This window comes from Anaerofustis sp. (genome assembly GCF_019420015.1).
In the GTDB taxonomy this organism is placed as follows: Bacteria; Bacillota; Clostridia; order Eubacteriales; family Anaerofustaceae; genus Anaerofustis.
Map to the genome: position 1 here is coordinate 1 of NZ_JAHZIA010000001.1, position 18307 is coordinate 18307.

17 protein-coding genes and 1 riboswitch are annotated in these 18307 nt (G+C 33.1%); of the genes, 13 read left to right on the forward strand and 4 right to left on the reverse strand.

From position 1 onward, the window contains the following. On the reverse strand, positions 1 to 1149 hold a 1149-nt coding region (locus tag QZ357_RS00005), incomplete at its 3' end, for an OPT family oligopeptide transporter (protein WP_290770483.1). Positions 1150 to 1243: 94 nt separating this feature from the next. Next, the gene (locus tag QZ357_RS00010) at positions 1244 to 2704 is read right to left on the reverse strand and encodes an aminoacyl-histidine dipeptidase (RefSeq protein ID WP_290770485.1); all 1461 of its coding nucleotides are present in this window, start codon (positions 2702 to 2704) and stop codon (positions 1244 to 1246) included. A 220-nt stretch (positions 2705 to 2924) separates the two neighbouring features. Here QZ357_RS00010 and QZ357_RS00015 point away from each other — a divergent pair, with 220 nt between their 5' ends. From QZ357_RS00015 to QZ357_RS00075, 13 genes are all read left to right on the forward strand, one after another. Beyond that, positions 2925 to 3860 carry a DUF1848 domain-containing protein gene (locus tag QZ357_RS00015; RefSeq protein ID WP_290770487.1) on the forward strand — a complete coding sequence of 312 codons (936 nt, stop codon included), beginning with the start codon at positions 2925 to 2927 and terminating at the stop codon, positions 3858 to 3860. Between the two features lie 22 nt (positions 3861 to 3882). Then, positions 3883 to 4884, forward strand: coding sequence for an asparaginase (locus QZ357_RS00020; RefSeq protein WP_290770489.1), 1002 nt, complete (start codon positions 3883 to 3885; stop codon positions 4882 to 4884). 175 nt (positions 4885 to 5059) lie between these two features. Continuing rightward, a riboswitch (glycine riboswitch) is annotated at positions 5060 to 5148 on the forward strand. A gap of 94 nt (positions 5149 to 5242) precedes the next feature. After that, complete coding sequence (locus QZ357_RS00025; RefSeq protein ID WP_290770491.1) at positions 5243 to 6673, forward strand: sodium:alanine symporter family protein; 1431 nt, start codon at positions 5243 to 5245, stop codon at positions 6671 to 6673. A 149-nt stretch (positions 6674 to 6822) separates the two neighbouring features. Beyond that, on the forward strand, positions 6823 to 7422 hold the full coding sequence (locus QZ357_RS00030) for an AAA family ATPase (RefSeq protein WP_290770493.1): 600 nt from the start codon (positions 6823 to 6825) through the stop codon (positions 7420 to 7422). After that, entirely contained in the window at positions 7415 to 8785 is a 1371-nt protein-coding gene (locus QZ357_RS00035) for an MATE family efflux transporter (RefSeq protein WP_290770494.1), read from the forward strand. Before QZ357_RS00030 ends, QZ357_RS00035 begins: the two co-directional genes overlap by 8 nt. A gap of 124 nt (positions 8786 to 8909) precedes the next feature. After that, on the forward strand, positions 8910 to 9632 hold the full coding sequence (locus QZ357_RS00040) for a class I SAM-dependent methyltransferase (RefSeq protein WP_290770495.1): 723 nt from the start codon (positions 8910 to 8912) through the stop codon (positions 9630 to 9632). Continuing rightward, the gene (locus tag QZ357_RS00045) at positions 9601 to 10422 is read left to right on the forward strand and encodes a Nif3-like dinuclear metal center hexameric protein (RefSeq protein ID WP_290770496.1); all 822 of its coding nucleotides are present in this window, start codon (positions 9601 to 9603) and stop codon (positions 10420 to 10422) included. Before QZ357_RS00040 ends, QZ357_RS00045 begins: the two co-directional genes overlap by 32 nt. Positions 10423 to 10427: 5 nt before the next feature. Then, the gene (locus QZ357_RS00050) at positions 10428 to 11339 is read left to right on the forward strand and encodes a DMT family transporter (RefSeq protein WP_290770497.1); all 912 of its coding nucleotides are present in this window, start codon (positions 10428 to 10430) and stop codon (positions 11337 to 11339) included. 108 nt (positions 11340 to 11447) lie between these two features. Beyond that, a complete protein-coding gene (locus QZ357_RS00055) occupies positions 11448 to 12113 on the forward strand; it encodes an HAD family phosphatase (RefSeq protein WP_290770498.1) in 666 nt (221 codons plus the stop codon). 419 nt (positions 12114 to 12532) lie between these two features. Then, positions 12533 to 12940, forward strand: coding sequence for a C-GCAxxG-C-C family protein (locus QZ357_RS00060; protein ID WP_290770499.1), 408 nt, complete (start codon positions 12533 to 12535; stop codon positions 12938 to 12940). A 28-nt stretch (positions 12941 to 12968) separates the two neighbouring features. Further along, a complete protein-coding gene (locus QZ357_RS00065; protein WP_290770500.1) occupies positions 12969 to 13688 on the forward strand; it encodes an SDR family oxidoreductase in 720 nt (239 codons plus the stop codon). A gap of 22 nt (positions 13689 to 13710) precedes the next feature. Continuing rightward, on the forward strand, positions 13711 to 14274 hold the full coding sequence (locus QZ357_RS00070; RefSeq protein WP_290770501.1) for a DUF2284 domain-containing protein: 564 nt from the start codon (positions 13711 to 13713) through the stop codon (positions 14272 to 14274). A gap of 159 nt (positions 14275 to 14433) precedes the next feature. Beyond that, positions 14434 to 15777, forward strand: coding sequence for an NCS2 family permease (locus tag QZ357_RS00075; protein ID WP_290770503.1), 1344 nt, complete (start codon positions 14434 to 14436; stop codon positions 15775 to 15777). 51 nt (positions 15778 to 15828) lie between these two features. Here the strand turns inward: QZ357_RS00075 and cls are convergent, their stop codons facing one another. After that, positions 15829 to 17358, reverse strand: coding sequence for a cardiolipin synthase (cls, locus tag QZ357_RS00080; protein ID WP_290770505.1), 1530 nt, complete (start codon positions 17356 to 17358; stop codon positions 15829 to 15831). Positions 17359 to 17475: 117 nt separating this feature from the next. Continuing rightward, complete coding sequence (locus QZ357_RS00085; protein ID WP_290770506.1) at positions 17476 to 18039, reverse strand: glycerol-3-phosphate responsive antiterminator; 564 nt, start codon at positions 18037 to 18039, stop codon at positions 17476 to 17478. Between the last annotated feature and the right edge of the window lie 268 nt (positions 18040 to 18307).

Sequence of the window (18307 nt, forward strand, 5' to 3'; positions counted from 1 at the left end):
TACAGGGTTGTTTGAAGAACCTATAAGTCCAACCATACGAGATGAAACTGTTGCAAAGAAGAACCCGAATATAACTATTATAAGAGCTCCTATAAAGTTAACAGGGAACATAGGAAGTAACCATATTGCAACGGCAATGATTAATAATGCAAGCATTAATATAGGCATAGGCAAATCAAGTTCTGTACGAATTGCTTTTTCGCTAGAAGTTTTTTTGCTCATGCTCTTCATTGCTTGAGAGAAAGTTTTTATTATAAGAGGAAGACTCTTAATCAAACTTATGATACCTCCGGTAGCAACGGCACCTGCACCGATATACTTGATATATGTACCCCATAAATCGCTTGGAGCAAGAGATGATATTACGGTATCTCCCGGGAATATAGTTGCGTTTGCACCGAAAAGTGCAATAACAGGCATTAGTACAAACCAACTTAAAGTACCACCTGCAAGCATGTAGCTTGAGATTTTAGGTCCGCATATGTAACCTACACCAACCAAAGCCGGAAGAACCTGTATTCCTATAGAAGAACCTGCATATCCTTTTATATCATATCCTATTTCGCTAGGGAAGATTTTCATTCCGTCAGCTATAAATTTGTATAGAGCCGAAATTCCAAGACCTGCAAATACAACGCCTGCTTTGCTTCCTCCTTCTTCACCAGCTAGAAGAACTTCTGCACAAGCTGTTCCTTCTGGGAACGGAAGTGTTCCGTGTTCTTCAACTATAAGCGCTTGACGAAGTGGTACCATGAAAATAACCCCAAGAACACCACCTACCAAAGCGATTAGGAAAATAGTTAAAATACTAGGAGATGATATAACACCTTCGTTTGCCCATAAGAACAATGCCGGAAGTGTAAATATTGCTCCCGCCGCTACTGATTCTCCCGCAGAACCTATTGTTTGTACGAAGTTGTTTTCGAGAATTGAATCACGACGTAAAATTACTCTGATAATCCCCATAGAGATAACTGCTGCAGGGATAGATGCAGAGATTGTCATACCGACACGAAGTCCAAGATACGCATTTGCGGCACCGAATACAATTGCTAGAATAATACCGATAAGAATTGATGTTACAGTAAACTCCGGTGCAACTTTATCAGCCGGTATATACGGTTTAAAGTTTTTATCTTTGTCAGACATAATTTACCCCTTTCTGATTTTTATATTTTAAAAGACAATCGTATCAATTATACACGATTGTCTTTTAATTGTAAACAATTATTGTATTTTGTCATTATTTGTCTAAAGCTTCTCTTTTTAGTACATCACATAATAATGTATAGAAACGTTCAAAAGAATCAAGCGGAATGTATTCGTCAGGAGTATGACATCCTTTTATTGTAGGTCCAACCGCTATTGCATCCAATCCTTCTATTGCGTCAGAGAAAAGTCCGCACTCAAGTCCCGCATGAATTGCTTCTATTTTCAAATCATCATTAAACAGATTTTTGTAGCTTTCGATAAATATATCTCTTATAGGTGAATGTTCAGCAAAACTCCATCCCGGATATTCTCCCGCGATTTCGCACTTAAATCCAAAAGTTTCTCCCAAAAGAGTTAAACGTGCGGTCGTATCTTCCTGTAATGATTTTACAGAACTTCTCGGTGCGAATACTATACGTATTTCTTCGTCTTCTGTTTTTACAACTCCGAGGTTTGATGATGTAACAACAAAACCGTCTTGCTTTAAGTTTCTGTTAAGAACTCCGTTTGGAGCCATGTATACTGCGCTTATTAAATCTTTTGAGTCTTTTTTGTTCATTACATTTAAGCATGCTTTTTCGCTTTTTATTGAAATAACAAAGTCTTTTTCAAAAGGTATTATTTCTTTTTTTAGCTCTTCTGCCGTATTTTTTAATTTATCCTCGGCTGTTTTTGCTTCTTCTTCATTTTCGAATAAAAGAACGGCACTGCTGCTTCTTGGTATCGCATTGTCTTTGCTACCGCCGTTAAACTCAGATAGATATGCGTCCGAATCAACGATTGCCTGATTTAATAGTCTTGCCAAAAGAATATTTGCGTTTTGTCTTTCCTGATTTATGTCCATTCCTGAGTGTCCGCCAAGCAGACCATCTATCGAAATCGAAAGGGCTACACCGTCTTTTTTCTCTTTTTGTATTGATTTTATAAGAGAGAATCTCATTCCTCCAGCACAGCTTACCGTAGCGATTCCTTCTTCTTCAGAGTCCAAGTTTATCATTGTTCTGGCGTCTATTAGTGATTTATCAAGGAAATGAGCTCCGCCCAGTCCTGTTTCTTCCTGTGTTGTAAACACACATTCAAGTTTTGGATGAGAAATACTTTCATCATCGAGTATAGCCAGCATAAGAGCCACAGCCGCACCGTTGTCGCCTCCAAGGGTTGTCTTGTTTGCCGTTAAAATACCGTCTTTTACAATTAAATCTATTCCGTCTTTTGTAAAATCGTGATTTGAATCGGAAAGTTTTTCACAAACCATATCCAAATGTCCTTGAAGCATTATAGGCTTTTTGTTTTTTGCTTCTTTACTTGCTTCTTTTTTTATAATTACATTATACAGTTCATCTTGATAAACCCATAAATTACGTTTTTTTGCAAAATTCACTATGTAATCGCTTATTTCTTTTTCATTGCTTGAACCACGTGGAATAGCACTTATTTCTTCGAAGAAATTAAATAACTTTTCCGGTTCGTAACCTTTGATTTTATAATTCATAATTTTACCTCTTTCTCGTATAATCATTTTTGATTGAATTTGCTTATTACATATTATATAAGAAAAGAACACAGAATACAATATTAATAAAATATTGGTAAAATCATAAACTTATTTTTTTACTTAAATTGATTTTATTGTATATAATTATATAATCTATATTAATATTGTTTTAGCGAGTCAAATATAAAACTAAGAATACTTTGAGGTGAATTCATTTATGATAATCAGTGCCAGCAGACGAACCGATATCCCTGCTTTTTATGGGGATTGGTTTGTAAACAGAATAAAAGAAGGTTATGTATACGTAAGAAATCCGATAAACAAACATCAGATAAGTAAGGTAAACTTATCTTGTGATGTCGTTGACTGTATTGTTTTTTGGAGTAAAAACCCTAAAAATATTTTAAATAAATTAAAATATTTAAATGATTATAAATATTATTTTCAGTTTACCCTTACTTGTTACGATAATGATATTGAATATAATTTACCGCCCAAAAAAGATATTATAGAAACCTTTAAAGAACTTTCTTTACAAATAGGACGGGACAAAGTAATCTGGAGGTACGATCCCATATTTTTAAGCCGCAAATATACTTTAGATTATCATTTAAAATCTTTTGATGAAATTTCAACAGAATTAAGCGGATATACTGACAAAGTTATTATAAGTTTTATAGATATGTACAAAAAAATCTTGCCTAACGTAAACAAACACGGGATTCGGGAATTAAATAAAGAAGAAATCGAGCTTGTTGCAAGTAGGTTTGCCAAAACGGCAAAAAGGAAGGGGCTGTATATTGAAACTTGTGCCGAAAAGTACAATTTGTCAGGATACGGCATAGAACACGGACAGTGTATTGATATTAATTTGATAGAAAATATATGCGGATATAAAATAAAATGCGGCAAAGACTATAATCAAAGAAAAGAATGCGGATGTATCCAAAGCATAGATATCGGGGCGTACGATACATGTACCAATTACTGCGCTTATTGTTATGCAAATTATAATAAGGATACGGTAGAGAAGAAGTGTATAATGTATAATAAAAATTCCAAGCTACTTTGTGATGTTTTAAAAGAGGAAGATAAAATAGTAGAAAGAAAAGTAAGTTCTCTTAAAGACGGACAACTGAGCATATTCGATTAAATAAAAAGAAAGTGGATTTGAAATGAAGAAAATATTGATGATTGCAACCGGCGGAACAATAGCCTGCATAAAAACACAAAACGGATTAAAACCCAACATCACCGCCGAAGAGATTATATCTTATATACCCGAAATAAGAAAAATCTGTGATTTAAGCGTTAAACAGCCTTTTAATATTGACAGTACCAATATTCAGCCCGAACATTGGATTGAAATTGCAAAAATGATACAAAAAAAATATGAACAGTATGACGGATTTGTAATAACACACGGAACCGATACCATGTCTTATACTTCCTGCGCTCTTTCTTATTTGATTCAAAACCCGTCAAAACCGATAATAATAACGGGGGCTCAAAAACCCATAAATGCAGAAATATCGGATGCGAAAAAAAATATTACGGACAGTCTACGATTTGCTGTTTGTGAAAATACAAAAGGAGTGTATGTTGTTTTTGACGGTAGGGCAATAGCAGGTACAAGAGCCAGAAAAATAAGAACAAAGAGCTACAGTGCTTTTGAAAGCATAAATTATCCCGTATCGGCTTTTATAGATAATGAAGATATTGTAAGATACGTGGATAATAATCATGAAATTGCAAATACGAAATTTTATAATACTTTAAATTCAAAAGTGTTTTTACTGAAATTGATTCCGGGGATGGAGCCGGATATACTTGAATATATATCGGATAACTATGACGGTATTGTAATTGAAGGCTACGGTGTAGGTGGGCTTCCTTTTCATGATAAAAGAAATTTTTTTGATAAATTAAATATTGTAACAAAAAAGGGTAAGACTGTGGTTTTGTCTACTCAGGTAATGCTTGAAGGAAGTGATGCGAAGCTTTATGAAGTGGGGAATACTGTTTTGGAAAATTACGGAGTTCTTGAAAGTTACGATATGACTACCGAGGCCATATGCGTAAAATTAATGTGGATTTTATCCATCAGTCGAAATCCTAAAGAAATAAAACAATTATTTTATAAAAGAATAAACAATGATATTTTAAGATGTCATTAAAGATATGAAAAAAATGTAAAAAGTATTTGAAATTTTCAGAATTTTAATATATAATTTAAATCGAAAATTTAATAAAATAATAATTTAGAACAAAAGAAGTTTGTAGGAAAGTAGGTTCGCCCTTACCGAAGGAGTAAAACTCTCAGGTGTTCGTTTTCGAATAAGGACTATAAACGGATGTGGCTCTGGAGAATCTCTATTGAGTGCCGAAGGTGCAAGGTGTTTATACACTAATCTCTCAGGCAAAAGGACAGAGTATAATAAAATTATTTTAATATATCAAATAATGTTATTATTTATGAGCCGAATGTTTTATTCGGCTCTTTTTATCTTTTGTTCTTATTGGAAAGGTGTTTTTATGTGGAGTAATTTAAATGATATTCTTGTTAAAATCAATGATTTTGTATGGGGAACGCCTCTTATCGTTCTTATTTTGGCAGGAGGTATACTTCTTACGTTAAGACTTGGTTTTACTCAAATCCGTAAATTGCCTTTGGCTCTTAAGTACATGGTTAAAAACGAGGAAGGCGGAGAAGGAGAAGTGACATCCTTCGGTGCTCTTTGTACCGCTCTTTCTGCCACAATAGGTACAGGTAATATAGTCGGAGTTGCAACCGCAATAGCTGAAGGCGGCCCGGGGGCTTTGTTTTGGATGGAAATAGCCGCATTTTTCGGAATGGCGACAAAATACGCTGAAGGACTTTTGGCGGTTAAGTATCGTGTTGTCGACAAAGACAACCATGCTTTGGGTGGACCTTTTTACTATATTGAACGGGGTATGGGTGATAAATGGAAATGGCTTGCAAAAATATTTGCATTTTTTGGTATATGTGTAGGTCTTTTCAGTATAGGTACTTTTACTCAGGTAAACGGTATAGCTTCTGCCGTAAATAACTTTTTTGATCCCGGTATGAACTGGACTGTTTCGATTCCCGGAATAGGAACTTATTCATGGACTGTAGTGATAGCTTCTCTTATCCTTACTGTTTGCGTAGCTTTGGTTTTGATAGGAGGTATCAAGCGTATAGCAAATGTATCACAGGTTATAGTTCCTTTTATGGCTGTTTTGTATTTTGCAGTTTGTCTAATCCTTATGGTATGCAACCTTTCTGAGATTCCAAATGCTTTTAAGGTTATAATTCAAGGAGCATTCAATCCTTCTGCGGTTACGGGAGGTATAATCGGAAGTATGATAGTGGCAATGCAAAAAGGTGTTGCAAGGGGGATTTTTTCAAACGAAGCCGGACTCGGTTCTGCACCGATAGCTGCTGCGGCTGCCAAAACAAAAGAACCTGTAAGACAAGGATTGGTTTCTATGACGGGTACATTTATAGATACTATAGTTATATGTACAATGACAGGTCTTTCAATAGTCTTAACGGGAGCATGGCAGATTGAAGGTCTTGAAGGTGTTGGTATAACCAACTATGCTTTCAGTCATGGACTTCCTTTTGCACCTCAGGTTTCATCTTTTATATTGATGATATGTTTGGTATTTTTTGCATTTACCACGATACTGGGATGGGATTATTATTCGGAAAGATGCCTTGAATACTTAAACGGCGGAAACCAAAAAGCTCTGCTTGTATTCAGATGGATATACATCTTAGCTATTTTTATCGGTCCTTATATGACGGTTAAAGCTGTTTGGACCATAGCCGATATTTTTAACGGACTCATGGCTGTACCTAATATGATAGCTCTTTTTGCTCTCAGCGGTGTTGTTGTAAATGAAACAAAAAAATATTTTAATAAGCTAAAAGAGAAAACCTCTACTGAGGCTGATTAGATTTTAAGTTATAAAAAGAATTTCCAAATATGGAGATTCTTTTTTGATTTTGTCTTTTATTGACAAAAAATATAATTTGTCATAAAATTATTTAAAGCAATATTTTATTGCTTATTTTTGTTGTTTACCGACATGGAGGATTAATATATATGAAGAAAATTATTGTAACAATAGGAAGAGAATATGGTTCGGGTGGGCGTCTTATAGCTAAAAAGGTGTCAGAGCTTTTAAATATTCCTTTTTATGACGAAGAACTTATAAATCTCATTGTAAAAGAAACGGGCTTGGCGGCTGATTACATACGTAATGCGGATACAAGACGACCTTTGAGTTTCTTCTCTGATGTCAGTTTCAGTTATGACAATTTACCTATAGAGGATCAATTGTTGATATCTGAAAATGACGTTATAAAGAAAGTAGCTGACAAAGGCTCTTGTGTTATAGTCGGACTATGTGCTGATTATGTTCTTAGGGATTATGAAAATTGTATAAAAATATTTGTAACTGCTCCTTTGGAAGAAAGAATTGAAAGAGCTAAAAATAAATATAACATAAATTGTAAAAATATTGAGCATTATATCTTAAAAATAGATAAATCTAGAGCAAAATACTATAATTATGTTACAGATGAAAAGTGGAATAGTATGAAAAATTATGATTTGATTATAAATAGCAGTATAGGACTCGATTCTTCTGCAGAGTTGATTAAATCATTGGTGGAAATAAAGGAGAGAGAGCTTGATGGATAATAATATGAAATTGGAAAAACGAAAAGAAAACAAGATGGGTGTTATGCCCGTAAACAAACTGCTTATTTCAATGTCGCTTCCTATGATGATTTCTATGCTTATACAGGCACTTTATAATATTGTTGACAGTATGTTTGTCGCAAAATTAAGCGAAAATGCTCTTACGGCAGTTTCTCTTGCTTTTCCCATTCAAAATCTTATGATAGCGGTTGCTGTAGGAACAGGGGTAGGGATAAACGCATTCTTATCCAAGTGTCTTGGAGAAAAGAAGACGGAAACAGCAAACAAAACAGCAAAGAATGCCATATTTCTTGCTTTTTTGAGTTATATAGTATTTTTGATATTCGGTATTTTCGCTTCAAGGTTGTTCTTCCTTTCTCAAACAGACATAACTGAAATTGTTAATGACGGAACGGTGTATCTTTCTATATGTTGTATTTTTTCTTTCGGGGTGTTTTTTCAAATTACTTTTGAAAGACTCCTACAGTCTACGGGTAAAACAATCTACAATATGTATACCCAAGGTTTGGGAGCAATAATAAACATCATTTTAGACCCTATTATGATATTCGGTTTATTCGGTTTCCCCGCTATGGGTGTTGCCGGTGCGGCGGTTGCTACCGTAACCGGACAGATTATAGCTGCTATTACGGGTTTTATTTTCAACCACTATAAAAATCATGAAATTGATGTAAGTTTAGTAGGTTTCAGACCTTCTCTTTCCATAATAAAGAAGATTTATTCCGTAGGTGTTCCTTCTATTATAATGTCATCTCTTGCTTCTGTTATGACTTTCGGAATGAATAAAATATTAATAACTTTTTCTTCTACCGCAACTGCGGTATTCGGAGTGTACTTCAAACTGCAAAGTTTTATATTCATGCCTGTATTTGGTCTTAATAACGGTATGGTTCCGATAATTTCATACAATTTCGGGGCGAGAAAAAAAGAACGTATAGTAAAAACAGTTCAATTGAGTATACTTTACGCGGTTTGTATTATGATTATAGGATTTTTGATATTGATGATATTCCCAAAAGAATTGTTATCCATATTTAATGCTTCTCCTACAATGATGGAAATAGGAGTCAATGCTCTAAGGATTATAGGTATAAGTTTTATATTTGCGGGATTCAGTATATGTACACTTTCAGTATGTCAAGCTCTCGGCCATGGTTTTGCAAGCCTTACCGTTTCTGTGGTAAGACAACTTGTGGTGCTACTCCCCGTTGCATTTATTCTTTCTAAAATCGGAGGACTCAATGTTATATGGTGGGCGTTTCCTATAGCCGAAATTGCCGCGGTATTTCTTTGTATTTATTTTCTTATCAGATTGTATAATAAGGAAATTAAAGACTTATAGAGTAAATAAAAGTATATATGTATCCTAAAACAGGTATTTATGTAATAATCAAACTTTGATTCATTTTATGTTTTAAAACATACTGTTTTATGTTATACTGAATTTGTAATTTAAGGTAATAATTATGATTAATTTGGATGTTAGATTAAAATCTGTATACGATATGATAGGAAAAACACACTGTCTGGTTGATGTGGGCTCGGATCATGGATATCTTCCTATACGTTTGTTAAATGACGGTAAGATTGAAAAAGCAGTAGTTACGGATGTAAACGAAGGACCTCTTTTAAACGCAAAAGAAAATTTTATGCAATATAATATATCAGACAGAGCTAAGCTGATTTTGAGTGACGGACTTAAAAACGTAAGTGTCGAAGATATTGATGTTCTCAGCATATGCGGAATGGGCGGAGAGCTTATTATAAGTATTTTGGATTTTGACATAAATAAATCCAAAAGTTTTGATTACTTGGTACTTCAGCCTATGAACAGTGTAGATCTTGTAAGGCGCTATTTGTATTGTAATGGATTTTCTATAGTAAAAGAAGACTTGGTAAAAGACAGACATCATTTTTACAATGTATTAAAAGTAACTACCAAAAAAGACAATAATAAATACGACGATGTGTTTTTCGATATAGGTTATGACTTATATAAAAACGGAAATAAACATTTCTGTGAATATTTGGATTATAAAATAAATGTAAATAAAAAAATAATTGAGAACTGCGGCTCTCAAAACACAATTAATGCAGTTAAGGCAAAAGAAAAAGCGGCAGAGTACATAAATATTCTGGAAAGGATAAGAAGTGAATATGAAAGTAAAAGATATAATAAAGTACATTAATGTATTTGCGAACGAGAGTTTTCAGTATGAGTGGGATAACTCGGGATTCCAACTCGGGAACAGGAAAGACGAGGTAAGAAGAGTTCTTCTCACTTTGGATATTACCAACGAGGTTATAGACGAGGCGATAAGAGAACATTGCGATATGATTATATCTCATCATCCTCTGTTTTTTAATAAAACAATGAATATAGAACAATCCAGTATAAAAGGGGATATGATTTTCAAACTGATAAAAAACAACATTAATGTTTATTCTGCCCATACTCCTATGGATGTATCGACTATAGGTCTTAATATGTTTATGGCAAAAAAACTCGGACTTAGTGATATTAAACCTCTTGAGAGAGTGGTCAGCGAAAAATGTGAAGACGATACGAACTTATTCGGTCTCGGAGCTGTTGGATATCTCGATTCAAGAATGCCTATGAATATTGACGGACTTTTAAAAAAGGTAAAGAGAGCATACAATACAAATGTTTTAAAAGTAACCAACAATTACAATACCCTTGGAATATTGAGCAAAGTCGCTTTATGTACAGGAAACGGTTCTGACTTGTTGGATAAAGTAAAAGACAAAAACGCAAAAGTTTTTATTACTTCGGATACAAAGTATCATGAGATGCAAAACTTTGTAGATAACGGAATTGTTTTGATAGGTGTCGGACATTATAATGCTGAAATTTGTTTCCTTGATATCATGTATGAATTATTAAGATTGAAATTTCATGAAATAGAGTTTATAAAATCCGAAGAAAAAAATGTTGAAAGCTTTGCATATTTCGTTTAGGGAAAATGTTAAAATCGCTGTTTGACAAAGAGAAGATTCCTGCTTACTTTGCAGGTGTGATATATTCTTCCGTATTTGGAATGACATTTGCTTTTACCTCCAAAGCATTGGAGGTTATGTCACCTTTGGATTTGCCTGCCGTCAGATTTTTGTTTGCGGCGTTGTTTATGACTTTGCTGTACTTTCTTAAAGTATTCAGAGTTGATTATAAAGGTAAAAATGTAAAAAAACTTATACCTTTGGCTTTATGCCAGCCTATATTGTATTTTATATGTGAAACCTACGGTGTAAAATTAACGAGTTCTTCTTTATCAGGAACTATGATAGCAACCATACCGGTTGTAATGTGCATACTTGGGGTTTTTATGCTAAAAGAAAAACCTGCTTTTAAACAGTGGGTTTTCGTGTTGGTTTCGGTTTTGGGTGCAATTACGGTTGTGTTCGGAGCATATTCTTCTGATATGGGATTTGATTTTACAGGTTTTTTATTTTTGTTTTTAGCTGTTTTTGCTTCTTCCATGTATGGAATTTTGGCAAAGTCTTTATCGGATGAGTTCAGCGTCACCGAAATAACTTTTTTTATGATGTGGTTTGCATGTGTGATTTTCGGTATCATCTCTGTTGTAAACAATAAAGGTTTTGGCGGATACATTTTGTCTTTTAAAGATTTTAGCGTACTTTTGAGTGTTTTGTTTTTGGGCTGTATCGGTTCCGTTGTCGGATTTTTCGGTAATACTTATACAGTTTCCCACTTAAGTATAGCGTCTGCTTCGGCTTTTTCAAACTTTACCACTGTTGTATCGGTTATTATAGGAGTTTTCCTTTTAGGCGAAAGTTTTGGGATTTTGCAGATGATAGGTTGCTTTGCTATTTTAATCGGAGTTTTCGGAGTTAATTATTTTGAAAATAGGTCTTAATGTAATTTATTTTTATTTTAAATTACATAAATTAATCAATCATAAGTAATCTCAGGGTTTTTTCCTGGGATTTTATTATGTTATAATGTAAAAAACGGAGGAAAGCAGATGAACGGGGTAATATTTGATTTTAACGGTACCATGTTTTTTGATTCTGATAAACATGAAAAAGCATGGGATATATATTTAAAAAATTTATGTAAAAGAAAAATAACAAAGGAAGAATTCAAAGAATTCGTTCATGGCAGAAACAGTTCTTTTATAATAGAACACTTTACGGGAAGAAAGCTAAGTAAAGATACTCTTATGAAAATGTCAGATGAAAAAGAAGCCGTATACAGAGATCTTTGCCTAAAAGATATGAATAATTTTTGTTTGGTAAAGGGACTTGGAGAATTTTTAAACTACTTAAAAAAAGAAAATATCAAAGTAAATATCGCTACTGCGTCCAATAAGGATAATATCGATTTTTATTTTGAAAGATTTAATCTTGGAAAATGGTTTGATTATAATAAGGTTGTATACGATAATGGCACTCTGCCGGGGAAACCGAGTCCGGATATCTATTTAAAAGCCGCAGATAATATAGGAATAAATCCTGGAGATTGCGTAGTATTTGAAGATGCCATTTCAGGTGTAAAATCGGCTTATAACGGTGGATTCGGTAAAATTGTTGTTATAGCAGGTGAAAAAGATAAAGATTATTTTTATGATACCGGTATGGTGGATAAGGTGATTTCTGATTTCACGGATTTAAAACATTACATATATTAGTTGTAATGTTTTTTTATTTCTATATGTAATTTTAAACAGAAAACGACAGTAAACATTATGATGTTTTCGGGGTATACTTTAAAAATATGTTTACAAATTAAAAAAAACATGATAACATAATTATGTTAATAAAAATGAGATAATGAAAAATACATTAACGGTTTAAAACAAAGATTATATGAATTAGAAAATATGGGATAGATATACCGTTTAAAAGTTGTTTATATGATATTTTGTAAATAATTGTATTCTTTTTCAAGGGTGGATTCTTATTTTTTCTATTTTAAATAATGTTTGTTTGGGATATATATTATCCCATAAAATAATTATATAATTGTATGTGTTATTTACTTCATATACTATAAAAGTATAAAACTTAAGTAGAACATAAAATAAAGAAATAAAAAAGGAGATAAAAAATGGGTAAATACGGTGAAAGAGCAGTAAAACTGCATGATGAAAAATACAATTGCTGTCAGTCTGTTGTATTGGCGTTCTGCGACGAAATAGGAATTGAAAAACAGGAACTTGCAAAACTTGTGGCAAACTTAGGCGGGGGACTTGGCTATGCCGGTGAAGTTTGCGGAACTGTTTCGGGTATGGCTATTGTTTCAGGTTATTTGGGAAAATGGGATGTTCCTACGGATCAAGAAAGTAAAAAGGTAAGTTACGATACCATAAAAGAACTTGTTGAAGAGTTTAAAGAAAAAAACAACTACACCAGATGTCCTGACCTTTTGGAACAAAGACATTCCGGGGGAACAACATGTTCAGAACTTATCGGTATTGCGGCAGATATGGTTGCGAAAAAAATGGGTCTTGAATAATTAATATAATCCAGTTTAAGGAGTTTTTATGAAAGAATTACAAGATAAAGTCGTTATTATCACCGGAGCAACCGGAGGAATAGGTCGTTTCATCGTTAAAGCTTTGGTAGATGCAGGTGCAAAAGTATTGATGGCAGATATAAATGAAAAGGCATTAAAAGAACTTTCTTCGGAACTTGGGGAAAATGTTTCTTATTATGCTGGAGATTTATGTGACAGAGATGTGTGCGGAAAAGTTGCCGAGTATTGTAAAGAAAAATTCGGTAAATTGGATGTTTTAATCAACAGTGCGGGCGTTGCTTTAAGAAAACCTCTTCTTGAGGTTGAGAAAGACGAATTCATGAAGTTGTATGAAATAAACGTGTATTCAAATTTAGCAATGACGCAGGCTTGTTATGAAATGCTTAAAGAGTCAGATTCTTCGGATATAATTTCGATAGTGTCTTCTTCCGGAGTTTATCCTCACATACATCAAGGAGCGTATTGTTCGACTAAATTCGCTCAAAAAGCATTAAACGAAGTACTTAACATAGAACTTTTTGACGATGACATAAGAGTACATAATCTATATCCTTCGGCTGTTGAAACACCTATGGCAAAAATAGCCAGAGGAGATCTTAAAGAAAATATGTCTTGTAAACCTGAAGAAATAGCGGAAATTATTGTTTTTCTTCTTTCTCACAGAAACAATTCGGTAATTGATGATGTAATAATACGACGTTACACCAAAAGACCTGATGAAATGTAAGTAAATTTAAAAGGAAATGATTATGGAAGATTTTGTAAAAAAAGCGATTGAATTCGGAGCGACAAGTGCTAAAATGATTGACTCCAAAAGCGTTGTTACCGCTCCGTGGACTTTAAATAAGTGTAAATACGGATGCAAAAATTATAATAAACGTCAGTGTTGTCCTTCGATTGCACCTACATATAAAGAAACTCAAGCAAATCTTGATATTTATAAAAACATATTGCTTATACAATGTCTTGATCCCTATGATGTAAATAAAACATTGAGGAAAATGCTGGATTATCTCGGCAAAAGAGGTTATTACAAAGCTTTGGGGTACGGAGCTAAAAAGTGTGAGATTTGCAGAGACGAATACGGTGAAGAGTGTTCTTTCCCAAATTGCAAACATGCGGATAAAGTAATTCCTCAAATGGACGGAAGCGGAATCGATGTTATTCAAACCGTTATAAACAACGGTTATGAGGAACACGGCGTTAAGGCATGGGGGAAAACGGATGGATTTAAAGTACTTCCTCATGAAAAAGGTGGAAAAGACTGGAGAGATTCTGGGATTAATTTTTACGGTATGATTATGATTGAATAATAAAAGGAGGTATTTTTATACCTTCTTTTTGTTTTTTTTGCTTATAATTGACGTAATAAAGAAAGATTTGTCGTTATAGTGAAATTTTTGTATTGTCTGGGTGAAATAATCATGCTATAATTATTATTCATTCATTATTATTTATTGGGGAGGAACATAATGTTCGAGAAAATTTTTAAACTTAAAGGCAAAGGTACCAATGTAAAAACTGAAATCATTGCCGGTTTAACAACATTTCTTACAATGGCTTACATCTTAGGTGTAAACCCTGGAATGCTTGGTGAAACAGGTATGAATTTCCAATCTGTATTTTTGGCTACAGCTATTTCTTCAGGAATAGCAAGTATTATTATGGGGCTTGTTGCAAATTATCCTGTAGGTTTAGCTCCTGGTATGGGTGTTAATGCTTTCTTTACCTATACTGTATGTATGACTTTTAAATATACATGGCAAGAAGCTTTGGCCGCTGTATTGATTTCTGGTATTATTTTCTTAATTGTTTCTGTTACCGGAATAAGAAAAGCCATTATCAATTCAATTCCTAAAAACATGAAGCTTGCAATCGGGGCCGGTATTGGATTTTTTATAGCATTTATAGGTCTTAAAAACGCAGGCATAGTTGTTGCTGACCCTTCTACATACATTGCTATGGGAGATTTGACAAATCCTACGGTTTTACTTGCATGTTTCGGTTTAATTGTAACCGTTGCTCTTCTTTGTAAAAAAGTAAATGCAGCAGTATTCTACGGAATGATAATAACAGCTGTTGTAGGTGTTGTTGCGGGATTATTCGGAGTAAGCGGAATGCCTGCTTTACCACAGGGAATACTTTCTTTTGATTTTGCTATGCCTACTTTCGGTGCTTGTTTTGACGGATTATCTTCTTTATTCTCAAAACCATCGTTTATTATGGTAATATTTACTTTCCTTTTCATAGACTTTTTCGATACTGCGGGAACTCTTGTTGCCGTTGGTAACAAAATCGGTTTGGTTGATGAAAACGGTGAAATGGAAAATGTTGAAAAAGCGTTACTTTCTGACTCTATAGGTACATGTGTTGGTGCTGTTTTAGGTACTTCTACAGTTACTTCATTCGTTGAATCAGGTTCTGGTGTTGCAGCAGGAGGAAGAACAGGTTTAACTGCTTGTACAACCGGTGTATTATTCTTCTTATCTGTATTATTTATGCCTCTTTTAACTGTTGTTAACTCAATTCCTGTTGGAGAATTATTCCTTTCTCCTGTTACAAGTGCACCTCTTATCATTGTTGGTGTATTGATGGCTCAACAACTTAAAGAAATAGAGTGGGAAGATATAGCTACTGCTGTTGCCGCATTTATTACAGTTATTACAATGGTATTGACATATTCTATTTCAAACGGTATTGCCGTTGGATTTATATTCTATGCGATTTCTAAAGTATTTACAGGAAAAGCAAAAGAAATTAATGCAATCACATGGGTACTTCTTGTGATATTCTTGATATATTTGGTAATACTTTAATAAAAAATATATAATAAAAAACAGATACAAATTTTTGTATCTGTTTTTTTATTACAACTGTGATTTAAATATATTCACAACATACTGGAATATTTTGGTCTTCTTTGAACGGTGCACCCATTCGTCGTAAGTGATTTCCGTGCTTTCGTTTATTACATTCATAACTTCTTTTTTTAGTTTATCGGTAAAATCTTTATCTCCGATAAATGCTCCGCATTCGTAGTGAATATAAAAACTTCTGAAATTCATGTTTACGGTGCCGATAATATTTGCAAAATCGTTTAATATAATTTTGCTATGAATAAATCCTTTTTCGTATTCGTAAATTCTAACCCCATTTTTTAGAAGTCTTCCGAAATTAAATTCGCTTAATAACTTTGATGTCTTCTTATCGAAAATTTTGGGAGTTACAATCCTTATGTCAACGCCACTTTTACCTGCCAGTGAAAGCATATCTATCATTTCATCGTCAGGATTTAAATAGGGGGTAGTAATATATAAGGTTCGTTTTGCTGTGTTAATAAGATATTTATACATATCTTCTGCAAATTGTACATAATTTGAAGGTCCGTCGGCAAATGGCTGGCATAGAATGTCATTTTTTATATTATGATTAGGTTTGTATTTTTCAACTTCCTCGATTTTATGACCGGTTGTATTCCACATTCCTATAAATATAAGGGTAAAGCTCCAAACGGCATCTCCCTTTATTCTGATGGCACAATCTTTGTAATATCCGTATGACGATTTATGGTTTATAAACTCGTCTTTAATGTTAAATCCACCCGTATATGCCGTGTTTCCGTCTACAACAACAATTTTTTGATGGGAACGGTAATTGTAATATTGTTTTGATGCGTTTTTATGTATCGCGTTAAAAACAGTAACTTCTATTCCGAGTTCTTCGAGATGAACTTTTACATTGTGCGGTATTTTTAGAATAGAACCTACATCGTCATATATTATTTTTATCTCTATTCCTTCTTTTGCTTTTTGTTCCAAAACTTCAAATATTTCATCGAACAATCTGCCTTTTGCAAGGGTATAAACACTTATAAAAATAAATTTCTTTGCTTTTTTTATGTCTTCCAGTATATTTTTATAAGCTTCCTCTCCTGAGAAACAGAATTTCAAATTGTTGTTTTTATAAGGCGGATAAGAATAATTTGTTAAATATAAAGACAGTCTTTCCAAATCTTCATGTTTTATTTGAGAGATTACTTTTCCGTCCATTATTTGATTATTGTTTACTTTATCTATTTCGTCCTGTATTTTAGTGTGTTTTCTTATATGAGAATGGGACTTTCCCCATAAATCATACATTATATGTCCGACTATAGGTAATAACAGAACTATACCCATCCAAAGCATTTTATATGCCGAGTTTCTTTCATCCGCCATAAGATGTATAAGCACCATTATGCTTAGTACTTCTATAAAGGTGTAAGCGATAAAAGCATGTTTTTTGAGCATATATGTAAGCAGAATCATACATGCAATTTGCATAATGAATAAAAATGCAATGAACAATATTCTGAGTATGGTGTAAATTTTATTTATATTAAGGCCCTTTTCTTTCATTTACTCTCCTTATAATAAAAAAAGCGAAATGTTATAAGATATTTTATTTTCTTATAAATTCGCTTATGAATTACCTTTATGCAATAAAAGTATAAAATAAATTTTTTGATACGTCAATTATTTTATTAAATTTTCGCTTGAAGACGATACTCCTATAGCCCCGCTTTTTATACATGCAATAACTTCTTCTTTTGTCTCTATCATTCCTCCCGATATGACAGGGATATTTATTTTTTCTTTGATAAGTTTTATTGCTTTTGGAGCAATCCCGGGAAGGATTTCCACCAAATCGGGTTTTACTTCTTTTATCAGCTTTGAAGAAGATGCTATTGTAGGTGAGTCGATTACAAAAACTCTTAAAATACTTATCAGATCAAGAGACTTTGCCTTGTTTATTATAGATTTTTTTGTTGTTAATATTCCGTCCGGTTTTGTAAGTTTATAAATATATTCAAGTGCCAGCGGAGAAGATGAAAACCCGGGTATCAAGTCTACGTGTATAAAAACAAGCTTGCCTGATTTTTTTATTTTTTTTACCTGTTCAATAAGATGGTTCATGTCTATATGTATTATAAATATTGCTTCTGCCCGACTTTTTACCGCTCTGTCGACTTCTTCTTCGTTTCTTACGGAAGCTATTATTGGATTTTTCTTAAGTGCATCAAAAAAAACTGTGTTCATATATTACTCCTTTGTTAAATGCTCGATATATTATATCATTATACGAAGAAAAAATAAACCTAATATATTTATGCAAGTAAAAAGTAATTTTTCAAAGTCTTATTTCAAATCCTTTTATTTATAATATTGGCTATCGAAATATATTATTTTTACATTATCTAAAATTGTCAATTAATCTATACTTTTTGTAACATTATAAAACAATTAATATCCATATAGATCATGTAACGTGATTAAATAGAAATACAATAAAATATTTTATAGAAGT

Excerpts from the sequence above, each read along its gene's own strand:
- QZ357_RS00025 (WP_290770491.1), top strand. The coding sequence starts at position 5,243 with ATGTGGAGTAATTTAAATGATATTCTTGTTAAAATCAATGATTTTGTA.
- QZ357_RS00035 (WP_290770494.1), top strand. The coding sequence starts at position 7,415 with ATGGATAATAATATGAAATTGGAAAAACGAAAAGAAAACAAGATGGGT.
- QZ357_RS00075 (WP_290770503.1), top strand. The coding sequence starts at position 14,434 with ATGTTCGAGAAAATTTTTAAACTTAAAGGCAAAGGTACCAATGTAAAA.
- QZ357_RS00070 (WP_290770501.1), top strand. The coding sequence starts at position 13,711 with ATGGAAGATTTTGTAAAAAAAGCGATTGAATTCGGAGCGACAAGTGCT.
- QZ357_RS00085 (WP_290770506.1), bottom strand. The coding sequence starts at position 18,039 with ATGAACACAGTTTTTTTTGATGCACTTAAGAAAAATCCAATAATAGCT.
- QZ357_RS00065 (WP_290770500.1), top strand. The coding sequence starts at position 12,969 with ATGAAAGAATTACAAGATAAAGTCGTTATTATCACCGGAGCAACCGGA.
- QZ357_RS00010 (WP_290770485.1), bottom strand. The coding sequence starts at position 2,704 with ATGAATTATAAAATCAAAGGTTACGAACCGGAAAAGTTATTTAATTTC.
- QZ357_RS00045 (WP_290770496.1), top strand. The coding sequence starts at position 9,601 with ATGAAAGTAAAAGATATAATAAAGTACATTAATGTATTTGCGAACGAG.
- QZ357_RS00060 (WP_290770499.1), top strand. The coding sequence starts at position 12,533 with ATGGGTAAATACGGTGAAAGAGCAGTAAAACTGCATGATGAAAAATAC.
- QZ357_RS00020 (WP_290770489.1), top strand. The coding sequence starts at position 3,883 with ATGAAGAAAATATTGATGATTGCAACCGGCGGAACAATAGCCTGCATA.
- QZ357_RS00015 (WP_290770487.1), top strand. The coding sequence starts at position 2,925 with ATGATAATCAGTGCCAGCAGACGAACCGATATCCCTGCTTTTTATGGG.
- QZ357_RS00055 (WP_290770498.1), top strand. The coding sequence starts at position 11,448 with ATGAACGGGGTAATATTTGATTTTAACGGTACCATGTTTTTTGATTCT.
- QZ357_RS00030 (WP_290770493.1), top strand. The coding sequence starts at position 6,823 with ATGAAGAAAATTATTGTAACAATAGGAAGAGAATATGGTTCGGGTGGG.
- QZ357_RS00040 (WP_290770495.1), top strand. The coding sequence starts at position 8,910 with ATGATTAATTTGGATGTTAGATTAAAATCTGTATACGATATGATAGGA.
- cls (WP_290770505.1), bottom strand. The coding sequence starts at position 17,358 with ATGAAAGAAAAGGGCCTTAATATAAATAAAATTTACACCATACTCAGA.
- QZ357_RS00050 (WP_290770497.1), top strand. The coding sequence starts at position 10,428 with ATGTTAAAATCGCTGTTTGACAAAGAGAAGATTCCTGCTTACTTTGCA.